This window comes from Streptosporangium sp. NPDC002524 (genome assembly GCF_040295985.1).
Classification (GTDB): Bacteria; Actinomycetota; Actinomycetes; order Streptosporangiales; family Streptosporangiaceae; genus Streptosporangium.
This window is the reverse complement of record NZ_JBEOWK010000008.1, coordinates 42,946-64,997: the sequence shown is the minus strand read 5'-3', so window position 1 is coordinate 64,997 and position 22,052 is coordinate 42,946. Positions and strand designations below refer to the sequence as shown.

Annotated in this window: 22 protein-coding genes; 7 read left to right on the top strand and 15 right to left on the bottom strand. The window is 71.9% G+C overall.

The features are described from left to right. The first annotated feature begins 180 nt into the window (after nt 1-180). A complete protein-coding gene (locus tag ABT053_RS15725) occupies nt 181-1,095 on the top strand; it encodes a LysR family transcriptional regulator (protein WP_350969715.1) in 915 nt (304 codons plus the stop codon). 444 nt (nt 1,096-1,539) lie between these two features. Here ABT053_RS15725 and ABT053_RS15720 read toward each other — a convergent pair whose 3' ends face one another. Together ABT053_RS15720 and ABT053_RS15715 are read right to left on the bottom strand one after the other, a co-directional pair. Next, nucleotides 1,540-2,280 carry an aspartate/glutamate racemase family protein gene (locus tag ABT053_RS15720; protein ID WP_350969714.1) on the bottom strand — a complete coding sequence of 247 codons (741 nt, stop codon included), beginning with the start codon at nt 2,278-2,280 and terminating at the stop codon, nt 1,540-1,542. Further along, on the bottom strand, nt 2,280-3,860 hold the full coding sequence (locus tag ABT053_RS15715; RefSeq protein ID WP_350969713.1) for an NCS1 family nucleobase:cation symporter-1: 1,581 nt from the start codon (nt 3,858-3,860) through the stop codon (nt 2,280-2,282). The genes ABT053_RS15720 and ABT053_RS15715 overlap by 1 nt, the downstream gene beginning before the upstream one ends. Nucleotides 3,861-4,369: 509 nt before the next feature. On the opposite strand from ABT053_RS15715, the gene ABT053_RS15710 reads away from it, so the two are divergent. Beyond that, nucleotides 4,370-4,990: a helix-turn-helix domain-containing protein gene (locus ABT053_RS15710; protein ID WP_350970003.1), complete on the top strand. Its 621-nt coding sequence runs from the start codon at nt 4,370-4,372 to the stop codon at nt 4,988-4,990. Here the strand turns inward: ABT053_RS15710 and ABT053_RS15705 are convergent. Together ABT053_RS15705 and ABT053_RS15700 are read right to left on the bottom strand one after the other, a co-directional pair. Beyond that, complete coding sequence (locus ABT053_RS15705; RefSeq protein ID WP_350969712.1) at nt 4,974-6,911, bottom strand: GumC domain-containing protein; 1,938 nt, start codon at nt 6,909-6,911, stop codon at nt 4,974-4,976. The two genes, ABT053_RS15710 and ABT053_RS15705, sit on opposite strands and share 17 nt — an antisense overlap. Further along, a complete protein-coding gene (locus tag ABT053_RS15700) occupies nt 6,896-7,651 on the bottom strand; it encodes an ABC transporter ATP-binding protein (protein ID WP_350969711.1) in 756 nt (251 codons plus the stop codon). The genes ABT053_RS15705 and ABT053_RS15700 overlap by 16 nt, the downstream gene beginning before the upstream one ends. Nucleotides 7,652-8,198: 547 nt before the next feature. Here ABT053_RS15700 and ABT053_RS15695 point away from each other — a divergent pair. Beyond that, a complete protein-coding gene (locus ABT053_RS15695; protein ID WP_350969710.1) occupies nt 8,199-8,573 on the top strand; it encodes a hypothetical protein in 375 nt (124 codons plus the stop codon). Nucleotides 8,574-8,765: 192 nt separating this feature from the next. On the opposite strand, the gene ABT053_RS15690 is transcribed toward ABT053_RS15695, so the two are convergent. The 4 genes from ABT053_RS15690 to ABT053_RS15675 all read right to left on the bottom strand — a co-directional run bounded on the left by ABT053_RS15690 (nt 8,766) and on the right by ABT053_RS15675 (nt 11,294). Then, nucleotides 8,766-9,503: an SRPBCC family protein gene (locus tag ABT053_RS15690; protein WP_350969709.1), complete on the bottom strand. Its 738-nt coding sequence runs from the start codon at nt 9,501-9,503 to the stop codon at nt 8,766-8,768. A gap of 297 nt (nt 9,504-9,800) precedes the next feature. Further along, nucleotides 9,801-10,199 (bottom strand): hypothetical protein, encoded by a 399-nt coding sequence (locus ABT053_RS15685; RefSeq protein WP_350969708.1) that lies wholly within the window; start codon nt 10,197-10,199, stop codon nt 9,801-9,803. Next, the gene (locus ABT053_RS15680; protein ID WP_350969707.1) at nt 10,196-10,576 is read right to left on the bottom strand and encodes an SgcJ/EcaC family oxidoreductase; all 381 of its coding nucleotides are present in this window, start codon (nt 10,574-10,576) and stop codon (nt 10,196-10,198) included. Before ABT053_RS15680 ends, ABT053_RS15685 begins: the two co-directional genes overlap by 4 nt. 115 nt (nt 10,577-10,691) lie before the next feature. After that, the gene (locus ABT053_RS15675) at nt 10,692-11,294 is read right to left on the bottom strand and encodes a PadR family transcriptional regulator (RefSeq protein ID WP_350969706.1); all 603 of its coding nucleotides are present in this window, start codon (nt 11,292-11,294) and stop codon (nt 10,692-10,694) included. A gap of 26 nt (nt 11,295-11,320) precedes the next feature. Between ABT053_RS15675 and ABT053_RS15670 the strand changes: the two genes are divergently transcribed. The 4 genes from ABT053_RS15670 to ABT053_RS15655 all read left to right on the top strand — a co-directional run bounded on the left by ABT053_RS15670 (nt 11,321) and on the right by ABT053_RS15655 (nt 12,755). Continuing rightward, nucleotides 11,321-11,530, top strand: a complete 210-nt coding sequence (locus tag ABT053_RS15670) for a hypothetical protein (RefSeq protein ID WP_350969705.1) — start codon at nt 11,321-11,323, stop codon at nt 11,528-11,530. A 42-nt stretch (nt 11,531-11,572) separates the two neighbouring features. Continuing rightward, nucleotides 11,573-12,070 (top strand): VOC family protein, encoded by a 498-nt coding sequence (locus ABT053_RS15665; protein WP_350969704.1) that lies wholly within the window; start codon nt 11,573-11,575, stop codon nt 12,068-12,070. A gap of 128 nt (nt 12,071-12,198) precedes the next feature. After that, nucleotides 12,199-12,408 (top strand): hypothetical protein, encoded by a 210-nt coding sequence (locus ABT053_RS15660; protein WP_350969703.1) that lies wholly within the window; start codon nt 12,199-12,201, stop codon nt 12,406-12,408. Between the two features lie 2 nt (nt 12,409-12,410). Further along, a complete protein-coding gene (locus tag ABT053_RS15655; RefSeq protein WP_350969702.1) occupies nt 12,411-12,755 on the top strand; it encodes a DUF1036 domain-containing protein in 345 nt (114 codons plus the stop codon). Between the two features lie 270 nt (nt 12,756-13,025). On the opposite strand, the gene ABT053_RS15650 is transcribed toward ABT053_RS15655, so the two are convergent. From ABT053_RS15650 to ABT053_RS15620, 7 genes are all read right to left on the bottom strand, one after another. After that, nucleotides 13,026-14,930, bottom strand: a complete 1,905-nt coding sequence (locus tag ABT053_RS15650; protein ID WP_350969701.1) for a GTPase family protein — start codon at nt 14,928-14,930, stop codon at nt 13,026-13,028. Continuing rightward, the gene (locus ABT053_RS15645) at nt 14,927-16,801 is read right to left on the bottom strand and encodes an ABC transporter (protein WP_350969700.1); all 1,875 of its coding nucleotides are present in this window, start codon (nt 16,799-16,801) and stop codon (nt 14,927-14,929) included. The genes ABT053_RS15650 and ABT053_RS15645 overlap by 4 nt, the downstream gene beginning before the upstream one ends. Before the next feature lie 261 nt (nt 16,802-17,062). Continuing rightward, nucleotides 17,063-17,761: a response regulator transcription factor gene (locus tag ABT053_RS15640; protein WP_350969699.1), complete on the bottom strand. Its 699-nt coding sequence runs from the start codon at nt 17,759-17,761 to the stop codon at nt 17,063-17,065. A 309-nt stretch (nt 17,762-18,070) separates the two neighbouring features. After that, nucleotides 18,071-18,673 carry a hypothetical protein gene (locus tag ABT053_RS15635; protein ID WP_350969698.1) on the bottom strand — a complete coding sequence of 201 codons (603 nt, stop codon included), beginning with the start codon at nt 18,671-18,673 and terminating at the stop codon, nt 18,071-18,073. A gap of 45 nt (nt 18,674-18,718) precedes the next feature. After that, nucleotides 18,719-19,999 (bottom strand): ABC transporter permease, encoded by a 1,281-nt coding sequence (locus ABT053_RS15630; protein ID WP_350969697.1) that lies wholly within the window; start codon nt 19,997-19,999, stop codon nt 18,719-18,721. Next, nucleotides 19,996-20,862 carry an ABC transporter ATP-binding protein gene (locus ABT053_RS15625; protein ID WP_350969696.1) on the bottom strand — a complete coding sequence of 289 codons (867 nt, stop codon included), beginning with the start codon at nt 20,860-20,862 and terminating at the stop codon, nt 19,996-19,998. The genes ABT053_RS15630 and ABT053_RS15625 overlap by 4 nt, the downstream gene beginning before the upstream one ends. Further along, complete coding sequence (locus ABT053_RS15620; RefSeq protein WP_350969695.1) at nt 20,859-22,025, bottom strand: efflux RND transporter periplasmic adaptor subunit; 1,167 nt, start codon at nt 22,023-22,025, stop codon at nt 20,859-20,861. Before ABT053_RS15620 ends, ABT053_RS15625 begins: the two co-directional genes overlap by 4 nt. Between the last annotated feature and the right edge of the window lie 27 nt (nt 22,026-22,052).

Genomic DNA, 22,052 nt, shown 5'->3' with positions numbered 1-22,052 from the left:
GGACCGAACATCCCGAGCCGAGCCCCCGGGCCGAACGCCGACGGCCCGGTCCGGCCCCGTGAACGAGCACCGCCGCACCCCACCACCAAGCCCCGGCCGCACCCCACCACCAAGTACCGATAACGATCACCAAAAGGCCATTTGTCGCAGTTCACGGGTGACCTCGGCGAGAATACAGAGGTGATAGACACGCGGCGGCTCAGAACCCTGCGCGCGGTGGCCGACCACCGCACGGTCACCGCTGCAGCCGCCGCGCTGCACCTCACCCCCTCGGCGGTCTCCCAGCAGCTCGTCGCCCTGGAGCACGAGGTGGGCCACCGGCTGCTCGACCGCGACGGCCGGGGGGTGCGGCTCACCGCCGTCGGGCGCATCCTCCTCGGCCACGCCAACGAGATCCTCGCCCAGCTGGAACGGGCCGAGGCCGACATCGCCGCCCACACGACCGGCACGGCGGGCGAGGTGAGGGTGGCCTCCTTCGCCACCGCGATCGGGCTGGTCGTGGCCCCCGCCGTCGGCACCCTGCGGGACAAGGAGCCCGGCATCCGGGTGCGCGTCCTGGACGCCGAGGGCGACCAGAGCCTGACCATGGTCCTGGACGGCGCGGTGGAGGCGGCCGTGGCCGTGGAGTACCGCGGGGCCCCGGCCGAGGACGACCGGCGGCTGTCGCGCATCCCGCTCTACTCCGAGCCGTTCGACCTGGTGCTCCCCCGGGGGCATCGCCTCTCCGGGAGCGAGGTGACGGTCGCGGACCTGTCGGGCGAGAGCTGGATCGGCCCCTACCCGGGCAACCCCTGCCACGACGTGATCGCCCTGGCCTGCGAGCACGCGGGCTTCACCCCCGAGTTCGCCCACTCCTCCGACGACTTCAGCGCGGTCGTCGCGCTCGCCGCCGCCGGGGCCGGGGTGGCGATGGTGCCGCGCCTGGCCCTGCGCGGCACCGACCCGTCCGGCGTGGTGATCCGCCCGGTGCCCGGCCCCGAACGCCGCGTCTTCACCGCCGTACGCCGGGGCGCGGAACGGCACCCCTTGCTCGTCCCGCTGCTGAACGCCCTCCAGGACACCGCGACACCCCTGGGCCGGACCCCGCCCCTGTGACCCCCGCGAGCCGGATGTCCGGTGAGAGGACCGCCGGCGTCCTCGGCGTGTACGGAAGGCCGCCGCGCCCGTCGTCCCGGCCCCCGGGTTCCGGAAGCACGGGGAGTTCATCGCCGTCGTCCGTCCACGACCTCCCCGGAGCGGGCCACCGGTGCCGGCGGCGGCGCCACTGGCAGCCCATCACCGCCATCAGGATGGTCGCGGCGATCACCCCGGCGATCACTGCCTGGAACACCAGATGCACGGCCACCCACCCCATCCCCTAAGTCCGTTATGCGGCTTTTCGTAAAGCAGCGAGTTCCCGGACGCGGCGACTTGGACATTTTTTGGAAAGCGCTTTACCGAGCCGCCCCCGCCCGGCCGTCCCGCGGGGGCGGATCCCGCCCGGCGGCCACCCCCGTCCCGCGCCCCGGCGCCGGAGGACGGGACGTCAGATCGCGTACGTCAGACGGAGAAGTCGCGCAGCAGGCCCGTGTACCGCTTGGGGCCCGGAGGGGCGAACTCGCTCCGGGTGCTGGTCCGCAGGCCGAGGGAGACCAGCGACTCGACGAGCTTGGTCGCCACGGTCACGCCGTCGATCACCGGAACCCCGACGGCCCGGGAGACGTCCGCGCAGAACGAGGCCATGCCCGCGCAGCCGAGCACGATCGAGTCGCATCCGTCCCGCTCCACGGCCGCCGCGCAGAGGGCGGTCACCACCTTCCGCGCGTCCGAGGAGGGGTCGTCCAGCTCCAGTACGGGGATGTCGCAGGCGTGCACCCCCCGGCACGCGCCCGCGAAGCCGTACCGGGTGGCGAGGTCCCAGGCCCGGCCCGTGGTCCTGGCGAGGGTCGTCACGACGCTGAAGCTCCGGCCCACCAGGGTGGCGGCGTGCATCGCCGCCTCGGCGATCCCGACCACCGGTCCCGAGGCAAGCTCGCGGGCGGCGTCGAGGCCGGGGTCGCCGAAGCAGGCGATCACATAGCCGTCCGCCCCCGCCGCCTCGCCCGCCGCGATCTCCGCCAGCAGGCCCGGCACGGACAGGGCCTCGTCGTAGTGGCTCTCGATCGACTCCGGGCCCATGGTCGGGTTGACGGCCGTGACGACGGTGGACGGCGCCGCGACCGCGCGGGCGCACCGGCCGATGTTCTCGGTCATGGCCCGCGCGGTGTTGGGATTGATCACCCGGATATTGATCTGGGACATCAACCGGCCAGGGCCGTGCCGTCCGACACCCGCTCGGTGTCGCGGTCGAGGCCGCCGATCCTCGGCGAGATCCGCTCCAGCGCGGTGAACGCCACGAACCCGAGCCCGCAGCCGACGAACCAGCTGTAGTCGGCGATCCAGGTCGCGTCGGCCGTGGTGAGCCCCAGGTCGAGCACCATCTTCGGCACCAGCACCGACGCGATCGCGGGGACCCCGCTGAGCACCGTCGCCCAGACCGCGTTGGGGTTGTAGCCGCCCCGGAAGAAGTAGCGGCCGGTCGGTTCGAGGGTGAACATGTCGTCCACCCAGACCCGCTGGCGGCTCACGATGTAGTAGCCGGAGATCAGGATGCCGAACAGCGGCCCGATCAGGGCGCCGAGGATGCCGAGCGTGTAGTGGATGGCGTCCGGGTTGCTGTACCAGTTCCACGGCGTGAGCAGCACGGAGCCGACCGCCGCGATCATGCCGCCGGTCCGCCAGCTGATCTTCTGCGGGTTCACGTTGGAGAAGTCGAACGCCGGGGAGATGAAGTTCGCCACGATGTTGATGCCGATGGTCGCGATGACGAAGGTGAGCCCGCCCAGCAGGATCGCGAACGGCGTGTCGATGCGCTCGACCGTATGGATGGGGTCGGTGATGAGCTCGCCGAACACGGGCACGGTCGCCGACGCGGTGACCACCGTGAGCAGCGAGAAGAACAGGAAGTTGATCGGCAGCCCGAGCAGGTTGCCCTTCTTCACCGCCGCGAACGACCTCCCGTACCGGGAGAAGTCACCGAAGTTCAGCATCGGGCCGGAGAAGTACGACACGACGAGGGCGATCGCGCTGAGCATGACCGGGATGGACGCGCCGAAGTCGAGGTTCTCGCCCTCGGAGAGGTCCAGGCTGATGTTCTCCCAGCCCGCCTGGCTCACCAGGTAGACGGCGAGCACGACCATGACGACGTACACGGCGGGCCCGGCCCAGTCGATGAACCGCCTGATCGCCTCCATGCCCTTCCAGAACACGGCCGCCTGGGCCACCCAGAGGATGGCGTAGCAGATGTAGCCGAGCGCGGACAGGCCGAGGAAGCCGCCCTCGTTCAGCGACGCCGACGCGGGCCAGAACTTGAGGAAGATGATGATGAGCGACTGGGAGGCGAGGTAGGTCTGCACCCCGTACCAGGCGATCGCGATGAGACCCCGGATGATCGCGGGGATGTTCGCGCCGCGCACCCCGAAGATCGCCCGGTTGATGACCGGGTACGGCACCCCGGTGACCTGACTCGGCTTGGCGACCAGGTTGCAGAACACGTTCACGATGATGATGCCCGCGATCAGCGCGAACAGGACCTGCCAGCTCGCCAGCCCGAGGGCGAACAGGCTGCCCGCGGTGACGTAGCCGCCGACGCTGTGCACGTCGGACATCCAGAAGGCGAAGATGTTGTACGAGGACCACGTCTGCTCGCGGAGCGGGGCGAGGTCCTCGTTCGCGAGCCGGGGGTCGTAGCCGGGCTTGACGAGACCGGCGCCGACGGGCATGCCTGCGGCCTCGACGACGTCGTGTAGTTTCGGCTGGGACGGTGCGCTGTGTTCGGTCATTGTCAGCTTCCGTGGGGGGTACGGTGCGGGAACCGGTGCGTCCCGCGCGCGGGTGTGCCGAAGCGGAAGGTGCCGGGCAACCGGCCCGGGATCGGCTCGGGGATCAACTCGGGATCGGCTCGGGATCGGCTCGGGATCGGCTCGGGATCGGCTCGGGATCGGCTCGGGATCGGCTCGGAGAACTCGAAGGATCGGCTTCGGAGGATGGGCGAGGATGGCGTGTCGGCGAGGCCGCGGCAACCGTGCGGGGTCGCGTGACGGGCCGCGGCGTGGGCTGTGGCGTGAGCCGGGGCGTGAGCTGCGGCCGAGGCTCGAACCGCGGCCGGAGCCGCGGCGAGGGCTGTGGCCGAGACCATTGCGAGGGCCGTTACGAGGGCCGTTACGAGGGCTGTGGCGTGGGCTGTTAAGTGGTCACTTAACAGCTGCCGTCAATGTATGCCTTGACACCCGACCCCTAATTTCGCCCGCGTAAAGGCCTTGTGACAATTGGTGTGGAGGCCGTGACAGCCATGACCCCGGAACCCGGCACGGAGATCGAGGCGATCACGAACGAGCACCTCGGCCGCAGGCTCCGCGAGCTGCGGCTCCGGTCGGGGATGTCGTTGCGGGCCCTCGCCCGCGAGCTCGGCATCTCGCCCAGCGCGGTGTCCCAGATCGAGCTCGGCACGATGCGGCCGTCCGTCAGCAGGCTCATCGCCTTCGTGTCCGCGATCGGCGTGCCGCTCGCCGCCGTCTTCGACACCGCGGAGGTGCCCGGCGCCGACCCGGAGAGGCCGGACGCCCCCGCGGGCCGGTTCGCCATCCGGCGCTCGTGGGAGGTCGCGCCCATCCGGCTCAGCGGGGGCATCACCTTCCGCAGGCTCTCGCCCACGCCGTCACCCGACGTCGAGTTCTTCGAGTCGACCTATCCGCCGAACTCGATCTCCAACGCGCACGGCCACTTCCTCAAGCACGAGGGCTACGAGGTCGGGACCGTGACCCGGGGCGAGCTCACCATCGACTTCGAGTCGGAGGTCGTCACCCTCGCCGAGGGCGACTCCATCACCTTCCCGTGCAGCCGCCCCCACATCATCGGCAACCGTTCGGAGACCGTCACCGCCGTCGCGACCTGGCTCATCGTCCACCACTGAGTTCGCCGCTGAGCTCGCCGCGGGGTTCGCCACTGAGTTCGCCGCGGGATTCGGCCCGGGGTTCGGCATCGGATTCGCCGCCGGCTTCACCATCGGATTCACTGTCGGCTCCGGCTTCACCATCGGGTTCACCTCCGGCCGCCGGGGACTCCCTGCGACGGTAGGAGAGGATCACGCCCGTCGTGTAGAGGCCCACCCCCAGCAGGACCATGAACACGATCGTGGGCCACTGCAGCCACGACGGCAGGTAGAGGGCGAGGAACCACGCGCGCGTCGGGCTTTCCGACACCTTGAGGTAACCGGCCAGCAGCCCCTGCGGGAACAGCGGGATCGCGCCGACCGTGAAGCAGAACCCGATGATGATCTGCTTGTGGCGCGGCAGTTCCTCGAAGGGGAGCCGGCCGCCCGCGCCCGGCTTCGGAGCCGGACGGCGGCCGGTGCGCATCGTGTCGAGCAGTTCGGGCCCCTTCTCCAGCAGCCGCCGCTCGGCGAGCAGCCCGAACCCCCAGTAGCAGAGCACGCCCGTCAGAGCCCCGACGGCCACGCCCGCCCAGCCGAACAGCCCGGTCACGATCGCCGCGGGGGCCGCGGTGAGGGCCGCCAGCGCCAGCACCGCGTACACCATGCCGGTGACCGCGCCCTCCTCCTCCGTGGAGCGCAGCGGGTTGCCGCCGCGCCGGTGCGGGTCGGTGCCGGGGATGAGCCCGTACACCGAGACCAGGGGGACCAGCCCGGCGCCGCCGCCCAGCAGGGCGAGGAGGACGGCGAGCAGGATGGGCCACGGCCCGCCGGTGACCGCGGCGAGGGAGACCGTCACCACGACGGCGACGGGCGCGACGGTCAGCAGCCACGCGTGCTGCCGCCCCCGGACGTCGCTCGCGCCGGGCGTCATGAGCGTGAGCCACAGCGCGGTGCCGTCGGTGCCGTAGAGGTTGGCCGACATGGCCGCGGCCATCACGACGAAGACCGGTCCCGCCCAGGGCAGCATCCCCGTCCAGCCCAGCAGCAGCGGGGCCGCCGCGAAGGACACGCCGTAGGCGAGGGCGAAGGTCAGCTGGTGCGTGCGCACCAGGTCACGCGACCAGGTACGCAGCTCCTTGGCGAGTACGGCGCCGGAGGCGGTGGTGGCCCGGATCGGACGCCGTCCCCTCGTGGCCGCCCTGGACGCCCCGGCCCGCCGGGTGAGCAGCGCCGCCCACGCGGCCAGCAGCAGGACGACCAGCAGCGCCATCCCGCCGAGGGCCGCCAGGGCCCGCGGCCAGTCGGCGGACGCGGCGGCCTCGACCGCGACCGCCCCCCAGCCGGAGGGCAGGTAGCGGGTCGCCGCCGTCACCACCGGCGGGACACCGGCCGTCTGCCCGAGCGCCATGAAGACGACCCAGATCTGGCCCAGGAAGGCGAGGATCAGGCCGTTGGTCAGGCCGGCGCCGATCGCGCCCACGCGGGAGCGCAGGGCCAGGCCGAGCAGGGCGACCGCGACCCGGGAGAGCAGGACGAACATCGCGAGCTGGAGCAGCAGCGCGGGGACCGAGACGAGCGCGGCCGCGACCCCCTGCCGTACGCCGAAGACCGTGAGCCCGGTCAGGGCGAGCAGGCTGATCACAGGTGCCGCCCCGACGAAGGCCGCCATGAGCAGCCCCGTCGCCAGGCGGCGCGGTCGCAGGCCGAGCAGCGTGAAGTACTCGGGGCGGAGCGTCTCGTCGCCGCCGCCCGCGAAGACGGGACCGAAGATCCAGCCCAGCATCCAGACGGCGTAGACGGCCGGGAGCAGTTCCGGCCAGGAGAGGGCCACGAAGATCGTGCCGGCCGCGAGGACCAGCCCGACCAGCGCGCCCATGACGACGAAGCCGGCCCGCTGCCCGCTCATCGAATGGCGGAGCACGGCCACCTTCATGGTGACCATGGTCAGCTCGACAGCCACGTCAGCTCCTTCACTCCGCCGTCGGCGGTGCCGACCAGGCCGACGAAGGTGTCCTCAAGAGAGCCGGTGCCGCGAACCTCGTCCAGGGGTCCGGCGGCGGCGACCCTGCCCTTGTCGATCACCGCGACGTGGTCGCAGAGCTGCTCCACGAGGGCCATGACGTGGCTGGAGAGCACGATCGACCCGCCCCCGGCCACGAAACCGCGCAGGATCGTCTTGATCGTCGCGGCGGACACCGGGTCCACGGCCTCGAAGGGCTCGTCGAGCACGAGCAGCCTCGGCGCGTGCAGCAGGGCGGTGGCCAGGCCGATCTTCTTGCGCATCCCGGTGGAGTACTCGATGACGAGTGTCTTCTCCGCCTCGTCGAGCTCCAGCACCGCCAGCAGCTCCTCGGCGCGCCGGTCGACGACCTCGCGGGGCAGCCCGCGGAGCAGCCCGAGGTAGGTCAGCACCTCCCGGCCGGTGAGCCGTTCGGGCATGGCCATCCCGTCGGGCAGCACGCCGACCAGCGTCTTTGCCGTGGCCGGATCGGACCAGACGTCGGCGCCGAAGACGCGCGCGTGCCCCTCGTCGGGACGCAGCAGGCCGACGGCCATGGACAGGGTGGTCGTCTTGCCCGCGCCGTTCTGGCCGACGAGCCCGTAGAAGGAGCCCTGGGGGATGTTCAGATCCACGTGGTCGACGGCGACCTTCTCGCCGAAGGTCTTGCACAGACCGTGGATCTCAAGTGCTGCGGGCATGGATCACTCCGGATCGCGGGGGGAAATCGGCCGGTTCGCGCGCGAGGTGACCGAGGCATAGATCAGGACATATGAGCATCCGAGAACTTACAACGTCGACAGCGGCGCGTACCAGGCATGTCCTTGGAAGGACAATTCCCCGACCGAGGAGGGGGGATCTCAGCGGCCAAGGCGTCCGGCCCCACGGAAGACACCGGCCCGCGACGCCGGGCTTCGGTGAAGGTCTCGCCTCGGCCGGTTCGTCCGAGGAAGCGATGATCACTCGCAAAGCGTGCGATATACGAGTTGTCGCGACATTTCGGATGGGTTACCGTCCGCCGCCAGCTGGATGTGAGGACCCCTCGGATTCACCGGCCACCACCGTTCCACACCGGCCGACACCGACCGACACCGGACGCCACCGGACGCCACCGCGCGGCCCCGCACACTCCGGTGCGACACCTGGTGACCCCGGACTCCCCCGCGTGGCCGGACGCGCCGGCCCGCCCCGCACGAGCCGTACGACCTGTATGAGCGGACGCGATCCGGCCGACCTATCCTGGGAGAGGTGGAAGAGAACCGGGCACGACGGATCGTTGACGCGCTGCGCGATCGCGGTATAGACGGCCACCTGGCGAGGGTCGGCGTGTATCAGTTCGGGATACGCGTGTCACTGCCCGACGGGCGCGAGGCCGAATGGGACACCGACGGCACCGCGGGCCTCGAAGCCCAGGTGATGCGCAACGGGATGCTGGTCGGTTTCGTCCCCGTGATCGAGGGGTCCGAGGACTTCGACGAGCAGCAGGTCCTCGACGCCATCGCACGCACCGACTACGACCAGCCCATCGCCAGGCAGCGCGCGCAGGCGCCGCCACCGGCCGAGCCCCTGCCCCGCGTCGGCGGCGTCTTCCGCCGCTTCTTCGACGGCTTCCGCTACCGGTGACGATGGCCTGAGCGGATTCCACCCGCACACCCGCACATCCGCACACCCGCCAACCGCCCGCCGCCCCTCGGCAGAAGGGCGACGGGCGGTGGGGGTGGGAGTGGGGTGGGGGCGGCTCAAGCGTAGGAAGACGGCTCAGGCGTAAGACGACGGCTCAGGCGTAGGACAACGGCTCAGGCTTGGGAAGACGGCTCAGGCGTAGACGGACGCGAGCCACTCGCCCCAGGTCCGCTCGGCGTCGGCCCGGTCGACGTCGGCGAAGACGTGGTGGCCGGTCATGATGACGCCGCCGCCCCCGACGAACCGCAGCAGCGCGTCGTCGGTCCGCACCCCCAGGAAACCGGGGGCGAGCACCGTGTCGACCACCCCGTCGACGGTCTGTCCCGCGACCGTGAAGTGCACCTTGTCACCCTCCCTCACCTGCTCGGACAGGCCGACGGCGCGGGTGAGGCCGGCCCAGACCCGGTCCTGGTCGGGCTGCTGCGGGCCGAACGCGGCGACCGGCACGGCGGTGCGGCCCGGGAAGTGCTCCAGATACCGCGCGAGAGTCCGCAGGTAGAGCGGGTTGCCCTTGCGGAGCGCGTCGTACTCCGCCTCCCAGTCGCCGGTCAGAACGCCGCTGTGCACGAACCGCAGCGTGGTGCCGCCGCTGTCACGGCCCTCGACGAGGTATTCGAACGCCATGAACGCGCCGTCCTCGCCGGGGTCCGAGCGGTAGCCGAACCGGTGCGGCGGCTCCCAGGCGGTGACCGTCGCCTCGCCGGTGAAGCCGGGCATCGCCATGGACGTCCTGCCGCCCTCGCGAGGCTCGATCTCGTTCTTGCCCATGAACCACGAGTCGACGCCGGGGCCTGTCGCGATCGCCTCCCAGACCTGCTCGGGGGTGGCCTGGAGGTCCACGTCATGGGTGAGACGAAATTCATGCGACATTTCATGACTCCTTGGTGGCGTTGCCGTTCGCGGCGATCCGCGGTGCGGTGTTCGAGATCCCCACTTCGAACACGCCTCGACGATAGCGACCGATGACTTCTGCCGTCAAGACAAGAAAAATTGTCGGTGCCGGGTGAGCGGACCACCTCGCGGAACACGGCCGGGCCGAGGCCCCCGGCCCGGCCACGTTCTGAGGCGGCCGGGCCGGGGGCCTCGGCGGCGGCCCGCCGATCCCCGAAGGACCGAAGGACCGAAGGACTCCCCCGGCCCCGCGCACGAGCGGCCTGTCTCCCCGGACTAGGTCAGCTGGGTCGAACAGCCCAGGCGCTGTCCCGTCCGGACGAGACTCTCGGCGAACCCCTGCCGCGTCCTGTCCGCGAAGCCGACGAAGAAGCGGTTGGCCGCCGGCACGCCCCACCGCATCCACTGCGCGACGTTGAAGACCCGGTGCACGAGCAGGGCGCCCCGGGGGTGCGGTTCGACGCTCCACTCGCCTCGGTACCACCAGCCGCCCTGGAAGGAGATGGTGTGACCGGTGACCTCCACCGTGGAGGTGTGGCCGGGGAAATCCTCGACGGTGAAGCGGCCGGTGCGCCTGCCGCCGGGCAGCAGCGCGTCCGCCAGGTCGTCGAAGACCGCGGCGACCGGCGCCTCGACGATCCCAGCGACCTCGGTGATCAGCTTTCTCTTCGTCACCGCGCCACCCTGGTGTTCTGGAAGGAGGCGAACCGCCACCCTTCGGGCGTGCTGACGGCGGTGAAGGAGACGATCGACGCGCGGAGCTCGCCCGCCAGGTCGGTGCCGCCTTCCGAGATCACCAGGACCGCCGCCTCGGCCAGCGGTTTGACCTTGATCCGGTCGTCCGGGAGGGACATGGCGGAGCCCTTGAGCGGGCCGTCGAAGAGCCATCGGTGCGAGGACTCGATGGCCGCCCGCCCCTCGACGTGCGTGCCGTTGAAGACGATGTAGTCGGCGTCCTCGGTGAAGAGGGCGGCGTAGGCGGTGGCGTCGCCCGCGTTCCACGCCTCGGCGAGGCGGGTGAGCAGGCCGGTGATCTCCGTGTTCACGGACATGGCGCGATTCCTCGTGGTCGCGGCGCCTATCCTGGAGGTTGCGAGTCCAGACAGGGCAGGCGCCTTGTTGGGATGTGTGGCTGCCAGGGTGTTGACGCACCCTGGCAGCCGTTTCTCATGGTTCGTCGATCACCTGCGACAGCAGGTCCTGTCTGACGGTGCCCGACCAGTCGAGTTCCCCGGACTCCAGGCGGGCGACGACGCGTCGCACCCAGGCCAGCTCGGCCTCGCTCAGCGTGTGCTCGTAGTCGACCTCGATCATCAGGATGTCGGGCAGTCCGCCCTCCTTCATGACGCGCAGGTGGGCCTTCATCCCGGCCAGCAGGCCCTCGATCGTCGCGGCCCTGGCCCGCAGGGCGCGCAGCGCGTCGGGCACCGGCAGGGTCCCCATCAGGGAGACGGCCGCGGTGAACGTACGGCGGTCGGGACCGGGGTTCTCGAGGAGCGCGCGAAGCCTGGTCGCCAGCTCCTCGCGGCCCTCGTCGGTGATCTCGTAGACCGTGCGCTCCGGACGGCGGCCCTCTCTGCTGGTCTCGACCGGGACGATCAGCTCCTCGCCGGCGAGCTTCTCGACCGCGTGGTAGAGGCTCCTGGGCAGCCCCGTCACGTAGTCCTTGTGCGTGTCGACGATGAAGCGGTGGAGCTCGTAGGGATGGCCGGCACGCACCGAGAGCATGGCCAGCACGGTCAGGCCGACCAGATCAGGACGTCGCGCCATGGTGATGCCTTCCTCTATATTGCGTTATGCACTATAGCAGAAGCCACGATTACCCCAACCGGCTCAGGCTCGACGGCACCGTCGGCAGCCGTGACCTCGCGACGTCACCGGAGCACCGGGCGACCGTCTTCCTCGACACCCTGGAGGACGGCAGCCTTTCCAGGGTGTCGAGGAGGACGCGTGTCACCACCCGGCGGGTGTCATTCAGGACAGAAACCGACCTGTATCAGGGCTAGCTTCGTCATCACATCGAGGCATTCGTAACCAGGAGGCAGTCCATGTCCTTTGAGCCGATCCCCCAGGGCTACGGCACCGTGACGCCGTGGATCATCTCTCACGCCACGACGCGGCTCATCGCCTATCTGAGGGAGGCCTTCGACGCGGAGGAGCTTGCCTGCCTGACCGGTGAGGACGGACGGGTGGCGCACGCGGAGGTACGGATCGGCGACTCGGTGGTGATGATGTTCGACGGGCGGCCGGAGTGGCCGCCGACCCCCGCCTTCCTCCGTCTCTACGTCGAGGACGCCGACGCCGTCCACCGTCAGGCCGTCGCGGCCGGCGGCACCTCGGTCACCGAGGTCACCCACCTGTACTTCGGCGACCGCGTCGGGCGGGTGCGCGACCCGCTGGGCAACCTCTACTGGATCCAGGCCCGCGTGGAGGACGTGAGCCCGGAGGAGATGGAACGCCGTCTCGGCGACCCCGCGTTCGCCAAGGCGATGGAGTACGTCCAGAGCGCCGACTTCTTCCCGCCCCAGGACCCCGGACCCCGCTGACGACCCCCACCCCGACCCCGGCCACCACGCCGCCCTCGGAAATGAAAACGATTCTTTACATGGCCTTGGAGGTGACTGTATGTTGTCGAGCAATCACTCTACGAACTCGACGAATGTAGGTGAGCCACATGCCGGACAACGGCACCGAACGCTCTCCCGACCCCCGGGTGGCGTTCGCGGGCGCGGCGGCGGCCGACACGGGTGAGACGGACGAGCGACCGGGAGCGGCGGATCGCGCCGCCGTGGTCGCGAAGACCGAGGACCATCTCCCTCCCCTGGCCGACGACCCGATCGACGACAGGCCTCTCGCCCTGCGATTCACAGAGCCGGGGGAGTAGGGATGCAGCTGCACTTCCGTAATCGCTACACCTCCAAGGTGTGGGTCGCGATCATGTTCTACAGTCCCGACGGCTGCCGCGACTACGGTCAGTGGGGCACCCGGGGCTGGTGGCCCATCAACCCGGGCGGCGAGGCGTTCGTCCTCAACACCGACAACCGCTACGCCGCCTACTACGCCGAAGCGGCCAACGGGGCCGTCTGGACCGGCGCCTACGGCCCGATGTACGTCTACCAGAACGCCTTCGACTCCTGCGTCAACATCGGCAGCACCGCCGCCAGGCTCGTCGGCACCCGGCTGATCGACATGAACGGCTACTCGACCTACTACGTGAATCTCACCTCCTGACGCGCTCCCCCCACGTCACGCGCCGACCGGCCCCGACCGGTCCCGCGCGGCAGTGGGAGCGGACGCGGATGAGCGCCTCCTGAGAGACGGACACCGGAATCCCTTCTCCGGGGTCCGTCCCCCTTCGCCCGGGAGGCGCTCGATCCCGGCGGCCACGGCGACCACAGCGACCGCGGGGGACCACAGCGACTACGGGGACCACGGCGACTGCGAGGACTCCGGGGACTACCGGGGACCCGCCCGCCCGGCACGGTCCGGGCTACCCGCGGGCTATCCGCGGGCGCCGTCTCCGGCCACCGCGACCGCCTCGGTGAAGTGCTGATACCGGGTCAGCTCCTCCTCCATGGGGACCAGCACCAGCTCGCGTCCGACCTTGTCGACGCTCGACCGCAGTGCCTTCGCCGCCTTGCGGGCCCGGCGCCGGCCGCCGAGCCAGGCGGCCACCCGGGAGAGCAGCGCGATCAGCAGCCCGAGCAGGACGCCCCCGATCAGCAGCGTGGTCGGCCAGGGCAGCTCTCCCACGGTCGGCATGTAGAGCTGCGGAAGCCGGAGATAGTCGAGGGCGACCAGGGCGAGCAGCCAGATCACCCCGGCGAGCATCGTCGCGAGCACCAGCCACTGCGCCAGCCCGGCCAGCCGCCACCACAGGGGCCGCCGGGAGACCCCGAGCGAGGTGGTGGCCACCGCCCGGTCCAGGCCGTCCTCCAGCTCGTCCCCGCGCGACCTCGCCGCCTGCCGTACGGCGGCGGCCCACGGTGCGGGGAGCCCCGCGGCGGCGGCCCCGGCGGCCTCGCGGATCGCGGTGTCCATCCGGGAACGCTGGACGACGGTCGCGACGGGGATGGACGTCCTTCCGACGACGCCGCCCGGCTCCACCGGCTCCTCCCCCGCCGTCCTCGCCCCCGCGGCGGACCGGCTCGCGGCGTCCAGGCGGAGGCGGCGGAGCGGGTCGGGGCGCAGGCGGCGGATCCATCGGGTGGGCGGCCATCCGGTGGCGGCGACCGAGCGGTGCCGGTGGGACTTGGCCACGGCCTCGACGACGACCGGCACCCCGGCGGCCTGCGACAGCGCGTCCCGCAACGGCCTCGCCAGGCCGTCCGGCCCGCTCGCGGCGCCGGGAGGGGTCTCGCCGGGGGCGACGCCGGACGCCTGGAGGAGCGCGTCGGCGGCCATGCCCGCGTCGGCGGCGAGCCGGGCGGACCAGGATCGCCGGTCGGCGACCCTGGAGGTGAGCAGCGAGCGCAGCTCGGGGACGCCCGCGCCGGTACGGGTGGACACCCCGACCACCGGGACCCCGGTCAGGCCGTCCTCGTCGAGGAGCCGCCGGAGGTCCTTCAGGCACCGCTCGGCGGCGGCCGGGGAGAGCCGGTCGATCTGGTTGAGGACGACGACCATGACCCCCCGGTGCCGGGCCAGCGGCCGGAGGTAGCGGTCGTGGACGGCCGCGTCGGCGTACTTCTGCGGGTCGAGCACCCACACCAGCAGGTCGACCAGCTCGACGAGCCTGTCGACCTCCAGCCGGTGCGACGGCTCGATCGAGTCGTGGTCGGGCAGGTCCAGCAGGATCAGCCCGGCGGCCTCCCCGTCCAGCCCAGGCGCGCCGGACGCCTGCCCGGGGACAGCGGAGGCACCCGAGGCGTCCGACGGCCGGACAACGGCGGCGGACGCCGGGCTTCCGATGGCGAACGGGACGGCCGCCGTCCCCCCGCTCCCTTCGTTCGTCACGGCCCCGCTCCTGCCGTCCGGCCGCTCGACGCCGGATCGGGGTTTCTCGCCGTTCCCGTGCCACGGGCCCTGGACGGCCTGCCCGGAGGCGTCGAGCAGCTCGTGGCGGCGGGGGATCTCCAGCCAGTCGAGCAGCGGCCCCGCCCCCGCGCCCTCCCAGAGGGCGGCCTGGGCGGTGGAGGTGGTCGGGCGGGTGACGCCGACCGTGGCGAGCGAGGTGCCCGACAGCAGGTTGAACAGCGAGGACTTGCCGCTGCCGGTGGCCCCGGCCAGCGCGACCGCGGTGTGGTCGACCGACAGGCTCGCCCGTACCCCGGCGCGGGAGATCACCGCACGCGCGGCGGCGACCGCGTCGGCGTCCAGCCTCCCGTCGGCCAGGTCGGCGGCGCGGGCCAGCGCCGCCAGCCGGTCGTCCAGCGAGACCGTCTTCTCTCGTCGCAGCAGCTTCACGCCTGGCCCGCCTCTCCGGTTCCCGTGCCGGTGGCGCGCGGGACGCCGTCGGGCGCGCCGGTCACGCGTGGGAGGCCGTCGGGCGGTCTCCGGGACTCTCCCACGGCCAGCGGGACGGCCCCCGCGGGGAGGGCGGCCCGGCGGTCCGCGACGGGGAGCTCGCGCAGGTGCTCGCGTACGGCGTCGGCGGTGGCGCGGAGGGCGTGGGCGGTGCCCTCGGGGGGCTGGACGGCGTCCAGCAGGTCGGTGAAGCGGTCGGCGTCCTGGCCGAGGAGGATCGCCACGCGGGCGCGCAGGTCGGAGCGGGCCTTGACGGTGAGGTCGCGGACGGCCTGGTCGCCGAAGACGGCCTCCAGGACCTTCTGGCTGAGCACGCTGGTGCCTCCGGCGATGCCGACCTCGATGCCGGTCAGGCCGCCGGTCGAGGCGAACACCGCGATCATCAGCAGCAGCCCGGCCCCGTTGAGGCCGAACGAGGCGACGCGGGCGGTGGTCCGCTTGTCCGCCCCCTCCTCGCGGACCAGGTCGAGCACGTACGACTGCCAGCCCCTGACGGCCTCCTCCGCCCTGGCGGGCAGGTCGGCGGAGGCGCGGCCGAGACGTCCGGCGACGGCGACCCCCTCGCGCTCCAGGAGGGCCCGGCCCGAGGGGTGCGACGACCACGACTCCAGGAGGCGCTCGGCGGCGCCGTCGGCCGAGGCCCTGATCAGCGCCTCCACCCCGCTCTCCAGGGCGTTGCGCAGCTCGCTCTCGGGGGCGGGCCGCCCGGTGACGAACGCCACGACCCGGTCCCTGAACCTGCCGACCCGGCTCTCCAGGGAGCGCATCAGGTCACCGGTCCCGATGAAGTCCTGCCAGCGGGCCAGGACCTCGCCGCGCAGCAGCGACCCGTCCCGCATGCCCTCGTCGAAGGAGGCGAGGCCCACGGCGTAGGCGGCGTCCGCCGTCGAGCGGAGCTCCTCGGCGCCGGTGTGCTGGCGGTCGACCGCCGCGGCGAGCGCGGGCACGCGGGTGGAGAGGCTCTCCAGCGCGCCGGACAGGGTCTGGCGCACCACCTCGGCGCGGGAACGGGAGTCGGCGGCGATGGTGATGAGCCAGTCGGCGATCGGCTGGACCGCCTGGCGCGGCAGGCGGGCGTTCTCGTCGGGCAGTGTCAGCTCGGGGACCTCGAAGAGGTGCGTGCCGCCCAGGCCGTTCGTCTCCAGCAGCCGGTTGAGGTCCTTGCGCACCACGCCCATGGCCTCGGGAGGGACCCTGGACAGGACGACGGCGAGGGCCGTGCTCCGCTCCCTGGCCGACCGCAGGAAGCTCCAGGGGACCTCGTCGGCGTACCGGGCGGCGGTGGTGGTGAACAGCCACAGGTCGGCGGCGGCGAGCAGCTGCGCGGCCAGCTCGCGGTTGGCCGCGACGATCGAGTCGATGTCGGGGGCGTCGAGCAGGGCCAGGCCGGGCGGGACGGCCGCGGCGGTGACGATCCGGAGCGTGCCGGGCTCGCCCCTGCCGCTCCCGGTGACGCGCGGCAGGCCGGGCAGGACGTTCTGGGCGGTGAACCACTCGCGGTCGACGGGGCTGGTGACCAGGGTGGGGGCCATCGTCGTGGGCCGCAGCACGCCCGGCTCGGAGACGTCCTCGGCGACCAGGGAGTTGACCAGCGTGGACTTCCCGGCCCCGGTGGAGCCGCCGACGACGGCGAGCAGCGGGGCGTCGATCGCGCTCAGCCGGGGGATCAGGTAGTCGTCGAGCTGGCCGGTGAGCTCGCGCAGTGCCCGGCGGTCGGCCGTCACGTCGCCGATCGCGAGGGGGAACAGCTCGCGGTCGAGATGCCGCCGCAACTCCCGCAGCGTCTCCAGAAGACCGTCGTTGTCACCCATACGGTCGATCCTGCCCTGCGAGAGACCCTCTAGACGCGTTTGGCCCCACCGCTCGACCGGGTTACGGGGGCGAACTCGGTAAAGCGGTGGGGCCCTGCCCTCGGACCTCATCCGCGGGCCGTTTCGAGCTCGTCTCCCCCGCAGCTGGAGGCGAGCCCGAGCCCTTCGGATGCTTCCGAGGTGATCGGGGGTCGTGCATTGTCTATTTGAACACACAAAGCTCAGAAACGGGTCAGCTGAAGCTGAATATCAGCTGAAAGTTCAATCACTGTGGGGCGGTCGCAGCACATAGCCCACCCCGCGGAGGGTGTGGATGAGCCGGGGCTCGGCCGTGTCGACCTTCCGGCGTAGGTAGGAGACGTAGGACTCGACCACCCCGGCGTCGCCGCCGAAGTCGTAGTTCCAGACGTGGTCGAGGATCTGCGCCTTGGACAGCACCCTGCCGGTGTTGACCATGAAGTAGTGCAGGAGCTTGAACTCGGTCGGCGACAGCCGCACCGGGACGCCGGAGCGCCAGACCTGGTGCGCCTCCTCGTCCAGCTCCAGGTCGCCGACCTGCAGGCGGACCGGCAGGTCGAGGTCCCCCCTGGTACGGCGGAGCACGGCCCGGATGCGGGCGAGGACCTCCTCCAGGCTGAACGGCTTGGTCACGTAGTCGTCGGCCAGCCGCAGCCCGGCGACCTTGTCGTCGGTGGCGTCCCTGGCGGTCAGGAAGAGCACGGGCATCTGCCCGCTCATCTCCCGCAGCCGCCCCGCCACGGCGAAGCCGTCCATGTCGGGCAGCATCACGTCCAGCACGACCAGGTCGGGACGGATGCGCTCGGCGAAGTGCACGGCCTCCCGGCCGTCCACCGCGGTCACCACCTCGAACCCGGACAGGCGCAGGCTGGCCGAGAGCAACTCCCTGATATTCGGTTCGTCGTCCACGACCAGCAATCGGGCTTCCACTCTGTCCAGCACCCCCTGAGGCTCGCCCACCACTCTGGAACGCAGCTCAGCCAGGGCTGAACGTTTCCTGAGAACCGTCTCAGCGCCATCCGCCGGCCGCGGCACGCGGTGCGCCTCCGCGCCCGGGAACCGGTCCGGCGGTCCCGGCCTGCGGTACGCCCCCGCGTCCGGGAACCGGTCCGCCGTTTCCGGGAGCCGGCCCGCCGTCGCGTCCGGCGGGTGGCGCGTCGTCGCGCGTCGTCGCGCGTGAGAACCGTCGTGCCCCGGGGAAGCGCCTCACCGCCGGTTCCCGGGAAAGGCCCGCTTTCCTGCGTGGCCGGTTCAGCGGCGTCCGGCGCCCTCGTTGATCGCGGTCGCGGTCACCGAGCCGTCGTCGGCCGCCGCGCCGCGCACGACCACCGCGCCTCCGGGCTTGAGGTCGGTGACCTTGCCCTGCTTCGTGACGCGTACGGACGTCTCGTCCGTGGTGTTCACAGTCACGACCGAACCGTCCGCCGTCTGGACGTAGACCTTGCCGCCCTCGACCCGCTGCACCGTGCCGACGGTCATGCCGCCCCGGCCGCCACCGCCCTGACCGGCTCCCTGGCCTCCCTGTCCGCCCTGCCCCCCTTGGCCTCCTTGGCCTCCTTGACGGCCCTGGCCGCCCTGCTGGCCGCCGAAGCCGCCGGGGCCACCGAAGCCGGGGCCCGCGCCGCCCTGCCGCGTCGCCGCCGCGGGGGCGCCGGACGGGCCGCCCATCGCCTTCTGCGCCTGGATGCCCACGATCACCCCCGCCACGAGCATCACCCCGGCACCCAGCACGAGGGTGAGCTTCGACAGGCGGCGCGGCGGCCGGGCCGCCAGCTCGCTGTCCAGATCCCCCCGGAACGGGGAGCCCTCCAGGGATCTCCCCGCCGGGACCGTCTCGTCGGCGTTGCCGCCCATGTGTCTCTCCTTGCTTAACGCCCCAGGCCGCGTTGGCCGTACGGGTCACTCGTGACGCAGGGCCTCGATGGGCCGGAGCCTGGCCGCCCGGTTGGCCGGGTAGCCGCCGAAGAACAGCCCGATGCCCACGGAGACGCCGAGGGCCAGCGCGATCGAGGACGGTACGAGCACCGGTGAGATCCCGGCGATCGTGAAGCGGGTCCCGGCGAACGCGATCGCGACGCCCGACAGGCCGCCCACCAGACTCAGCACCGTCGCCTCCAGCAGGAACTGGCCGAGGATGGCGCTCCTGGGCGCGCCGATGGCCTTCCTGATGCCGATCTCCCTGGTCCGTTCGGTGACGGTGACGAGCATGATGTTGGTGATGCCGATGCCGCCGACCAGCAGGGAGATGGCGGCGACCGCGCCGAGCAGGGCGGTGAAGATCCCGACGGTCGAGCTGACCGTCTCCTGCAGGGTGGCCTGGTTCAGGATCCGGTAGTCCGCGACGCCCGTCGGGGTGATGCCGTGCCGCTGGTTCAGTACGGCGGTCACCTCGGCCTGCGCGGAGTCGGTCGCGTCGGCGCCGGTCGCCTGCACGATGATCGAGCCGAGCGCGCCGAACCCGGTCAGGCTCTGCTGCACGGCGGGCAGCGGCACGACGGCCACGTCGTCGGCGTCCTGCATGCCCGCCGAGCCCGACTCCTTGAGCACCCCGACCACCGTGAACGGCACTCCGGAGACGCTGACCGCCCTGCCGACCGGATCGGCCGTGCCGAACAGCTCCTCGGCCACCGTCCGCCCGATGACCATGACCTTCCTGGCGGCGAGCACGTCGTCGTTGACGAAGTAGGTGCCGCTGTCCACGGGCTTGTTGGTCGCCTCGAAGTAACTGGGGTAGGTGCCCACGAGCTGCGCGATCGTGTGGCTGGCGCCCTCGTGGACGGCGGTGGCCGCGTTCGCGGTCACCACGGGCGAGACGCTCCGCACCGAGGGGACCTGCTCGCGGTCGGTCAGCGCCCTGGCGTCCTCCAGGGTGAGCTGCCTGGCCTGGGTGCGCGGGCCCTCGTTCTGGCCACCGGCCGCCCGGCCCCCGCCTCCGCCACCGCCCCCTCCTCCGAAGCCACCGCCGCCCCCGCCTCCTGCGAAGGACGCCGAGACGGTGAGGGTGTTGGCGCCGAGCCGCTGGATGGACTGCTGGATGCTCTGCGAGGCCCCCTCGCCGAAGGCGACCAGCAGGATCACGGCCGCCACCCCGATGAGGATGCCGAGGGTGGTCAGGAAGCTGCGCAGCTTGTTCGCGGCCAGCCCGCGGAGCGCGAACCTCAGGATTTCGAGCCGGCTCACGCGGTGACCTCCGGCGCGCGGGGCGGAAGGCCGCCGGAGGGAGCCTCTGACATACGGGACGGGAGGCCGTCTGCGGCAGCACCCGGTGTGTGGGGCGGGAGGCCGTCCGCGGGAGCTTCCGATGTGCGGGGGGCGGAGGCTCCCGCAGACATGCGGGGCGGGAGGCCGTCGACGGGGGCCTGGCGGCGGTCCTCGACGATCCGGCCGTCCACCAGGCGGATGACCCGCTTGGCGTGGGCGGCCACGTCGTCCTCGTGGGTGATGATCACGATCGTCCGGCCCGCGACGCTCAGCCGGTCGAGGATGCCCAGCACGTCCCCGGTGGAGGCGGTGTCGAGGTTGCCGGTCGGCTCGTCGGCGAGCAGCAGGGCGGGCGCGGTGACCAGCGCCCTGGCCACGGCCACCCGCTGCTGCTGGCCGCCGGAGAGCTCGTTCGGCTCGTGGCGGACCCGGTCGGACAGGCCGACCTGCTCCAGGGCCGCCAGCGCGCGGGCCCGCCGGTCGGCGGCGCCGACCCCGCCGTACGCCATGGGCAGCTCGACGTTGGCGAGCGCGCTCATCCGGGGGATGAGGTTGAACGACTGGAAGACGAACCCGATCTTCCGGTTGCGGAGTACGGCGAGCCTGCGCTCGTCCAGCGAGCCGACGTCGGTGCCGTCGATGCGGTAGTCGCCGGAGGTGGGCACGTCCAGGCAGCCCAGGATGTTCATGAGCGTGGACTTGCCGGAGCCCGAGGCGCCCATGATGGCGACGTAGTCGCCCTTGTCGACGCTGAGCGACACCCCGCGCAGCGCCCGGACCTCGGCGTCTCCCCTGCCGTACACCTTGGTGATGTCCGTGAGGGACAGGACGGGGACGGTCATCGGCCGTTCCCTCCGCCGACGGGGCGCATACCGCCACCGCCGCCACCGCCGCCACCGCCACCACCGTTGCGGCCGCCGCCACCGCCGAAGCCGGGGAAGCCGCCCTGCTGGCCGGTCTCCGTGGCCACCGGGCGGACCACCTGGTCGCCCTCGGCGAGCCCCGACCTGATCTCGGTGAGCGCGTCGCCCTTGATCCCGGCCTCCACCTGGACGGGCACCTGGCGTCCGTCCCGCAGCACGGTCACCGTGCTCCGCCCGCCCGCCGTGGAGATCACCGCGGAGGAGACGGCGAGCACGTCCTCGGCACGTTCGACGACGACCCCGACCGTGGCCGTCTGGCCGAGCCTGACCTCCTTCGGCACCTTGGTGAAGGAGATCGTCACCGGGTACTGGACCACGTTGTTGCTGGTGGTGGCGGTCGGCTGGATCTGGGTGACCTTCCCGGACGCGGTGACCCCGGTGAGCGCGTCGAACCCGATGGAGGCCGCCTGGCCGACCTTGAGTTTGGTGACGTCGGTCTCGGTGAAGGTGCCGACGAGTTCGAGCCTGCGGGTGTCGGCGAGGTCGATGAACCCGCCCGAGGCGTTCGCGTTGGCGTTGGCGTTGGCTCCGGACCCGGCCGAGTTGTTCGCGTTGGTCGCGGCCTTGGCGGCGGTGCCCGAGGAGCCGCCGACCGTGCCGTTGACGGCGGTGATCGTACCGGCGAACGGCGCCTTGATGACGGTGCCGTCCACCGCGCGCCTCGCGGACCGGTAGGTGTTCCTCGCCGTGACGTACTGGGCGTAGGCGGCGGCGGTCGAGGTGTCGTCGTCCGCGGTGTCGAGGGCGGCGGCGGCCGCGTCCAGGCTCTCCTGCGCGGAGTCGTCGTCCAGCCGGGCGAGGATCTGCCCCGCGGTGACCTTGTCACCGGCCTTGACGTAGATCTTCTCGACGGTGCCGTTCGACCCGAAGGAGAGGGACCGGGCGCGGGCGCTGGCCACGGTTCCCGAGGCGGAGACAGAGGCGGAGACCGTGGCACGGGTCACCGGCACGGTCCGCACCGCGGCGTCGGCGGACGAGGCCTCGCCGCCGAGGGAGGAGTAGGCGATCACCACTCCGCCCAGCAACAGGACCCCCAGGGTCCCGTTCACGATCAGCGCTCCGCGCTTGGTCGACAGCTTCACAGCGCCTGACCCTGGCGCACCAGGCTT

Bases quoted from the DNA above. Each gene is read 5' to 3' on its own strand.
- ABT053_RS15720 (WP_350969714.1), bottom strand. From the start codon at position 2,280: ATGTCCCAGATCAATATCCGGGTGATCAATCCCAACACCGCGCGGGCC.
- ABT053_RS15715 (WP_350969713.1), bottom strand. From the start codon at position 3,860: ATGACCGAACACAGCGCACCGTCCCAGCCGAAACTACACGACGTCGTC.
- ABT053_RS15710 (WP_350970003.1), top strand. From the start codon at position 4,370: ATGACCCCGGAACCCGGCACGGAGATCGAGGCGATCACGAACGAGCAC.
- ABT053_RS15700 (WP_350969711.1), bottom strand. From the start codon at position 7,651: ATGCCCGCAGCACTTGAGATCCACGGTCTGTGCAAGACCTTCGGCGAG.
- ABT053_RS15690 (WP_350969709.1), bottom strand. From the start codon at position 9,503: ATGTCGCATGAATTTCGTCTCACCCATGACGTGGACCTCCAGGCCACC.
- ABT053_RS15680 (WP_350969707.1), bottom strand. From the start codon at position 10,576: ATGTCCGTGAACACGGAGATCACCGGCCTGCTCACCCGCCTCGCCGAG.
- ABT053_RS15675 (WP_350969706.1), bottom strand. From the start codon at position 11,294: ATGGCGCGACGTCCTGATCTGGTCGGCCTGACCGTGCTGGCCATGCTC.
- ABT053_RS15670 (WP_350969705.1), top strand. From the start codon at position 11,321: ATGCACTATAGCAGAAGCCACGATTACCCCAACCGGCTCAGGCTCGAC.
- ABT053_RS15665 (WP_350969704.1), top strand. From the start codon at position 11,573: ATGTCCTTTGAGCCGATCCCCCAGGGCTACGGCACCGTGACGCCGTGG.
- ABT053_RS15660 (WP_350969703.1), top strand. From the start codon at position 12,199: ATGCCGGACAACGGCACCGAACGCTCTCCCGACCCCCGGGTGGCGTTC.
- ABT053_RS15655 (WP_350969702.1), top strand. From the start codon at position 12,411: ATGCAGCTGCACTTCCGTAATCGCTACACCTCCAAGGTGTGGGTCGCG.
- ABT053_RS15645 (WP_350969700.1), bottom strand. From the start codon at position 16,801: ATGGGTGACAACGACGGTCTTCTGGAGACGCTGCGGGAGTTGCGGCGG.
- ABT053_RS15635 (WP_350969698.1), bottom strand. From the start codon at position 18,673: ATGGGCGGCAACGCCGACGAGACGGTCCCGGCGGGGAGATCCCTGGAG.
- ABT053_RS15625 (WP_350969696.1), bottom strand. From the start codon at position 20,862: ATGACCGTCCCCGTCCTGTCCCTCACGGACATCACCAAGGTGTACGGC.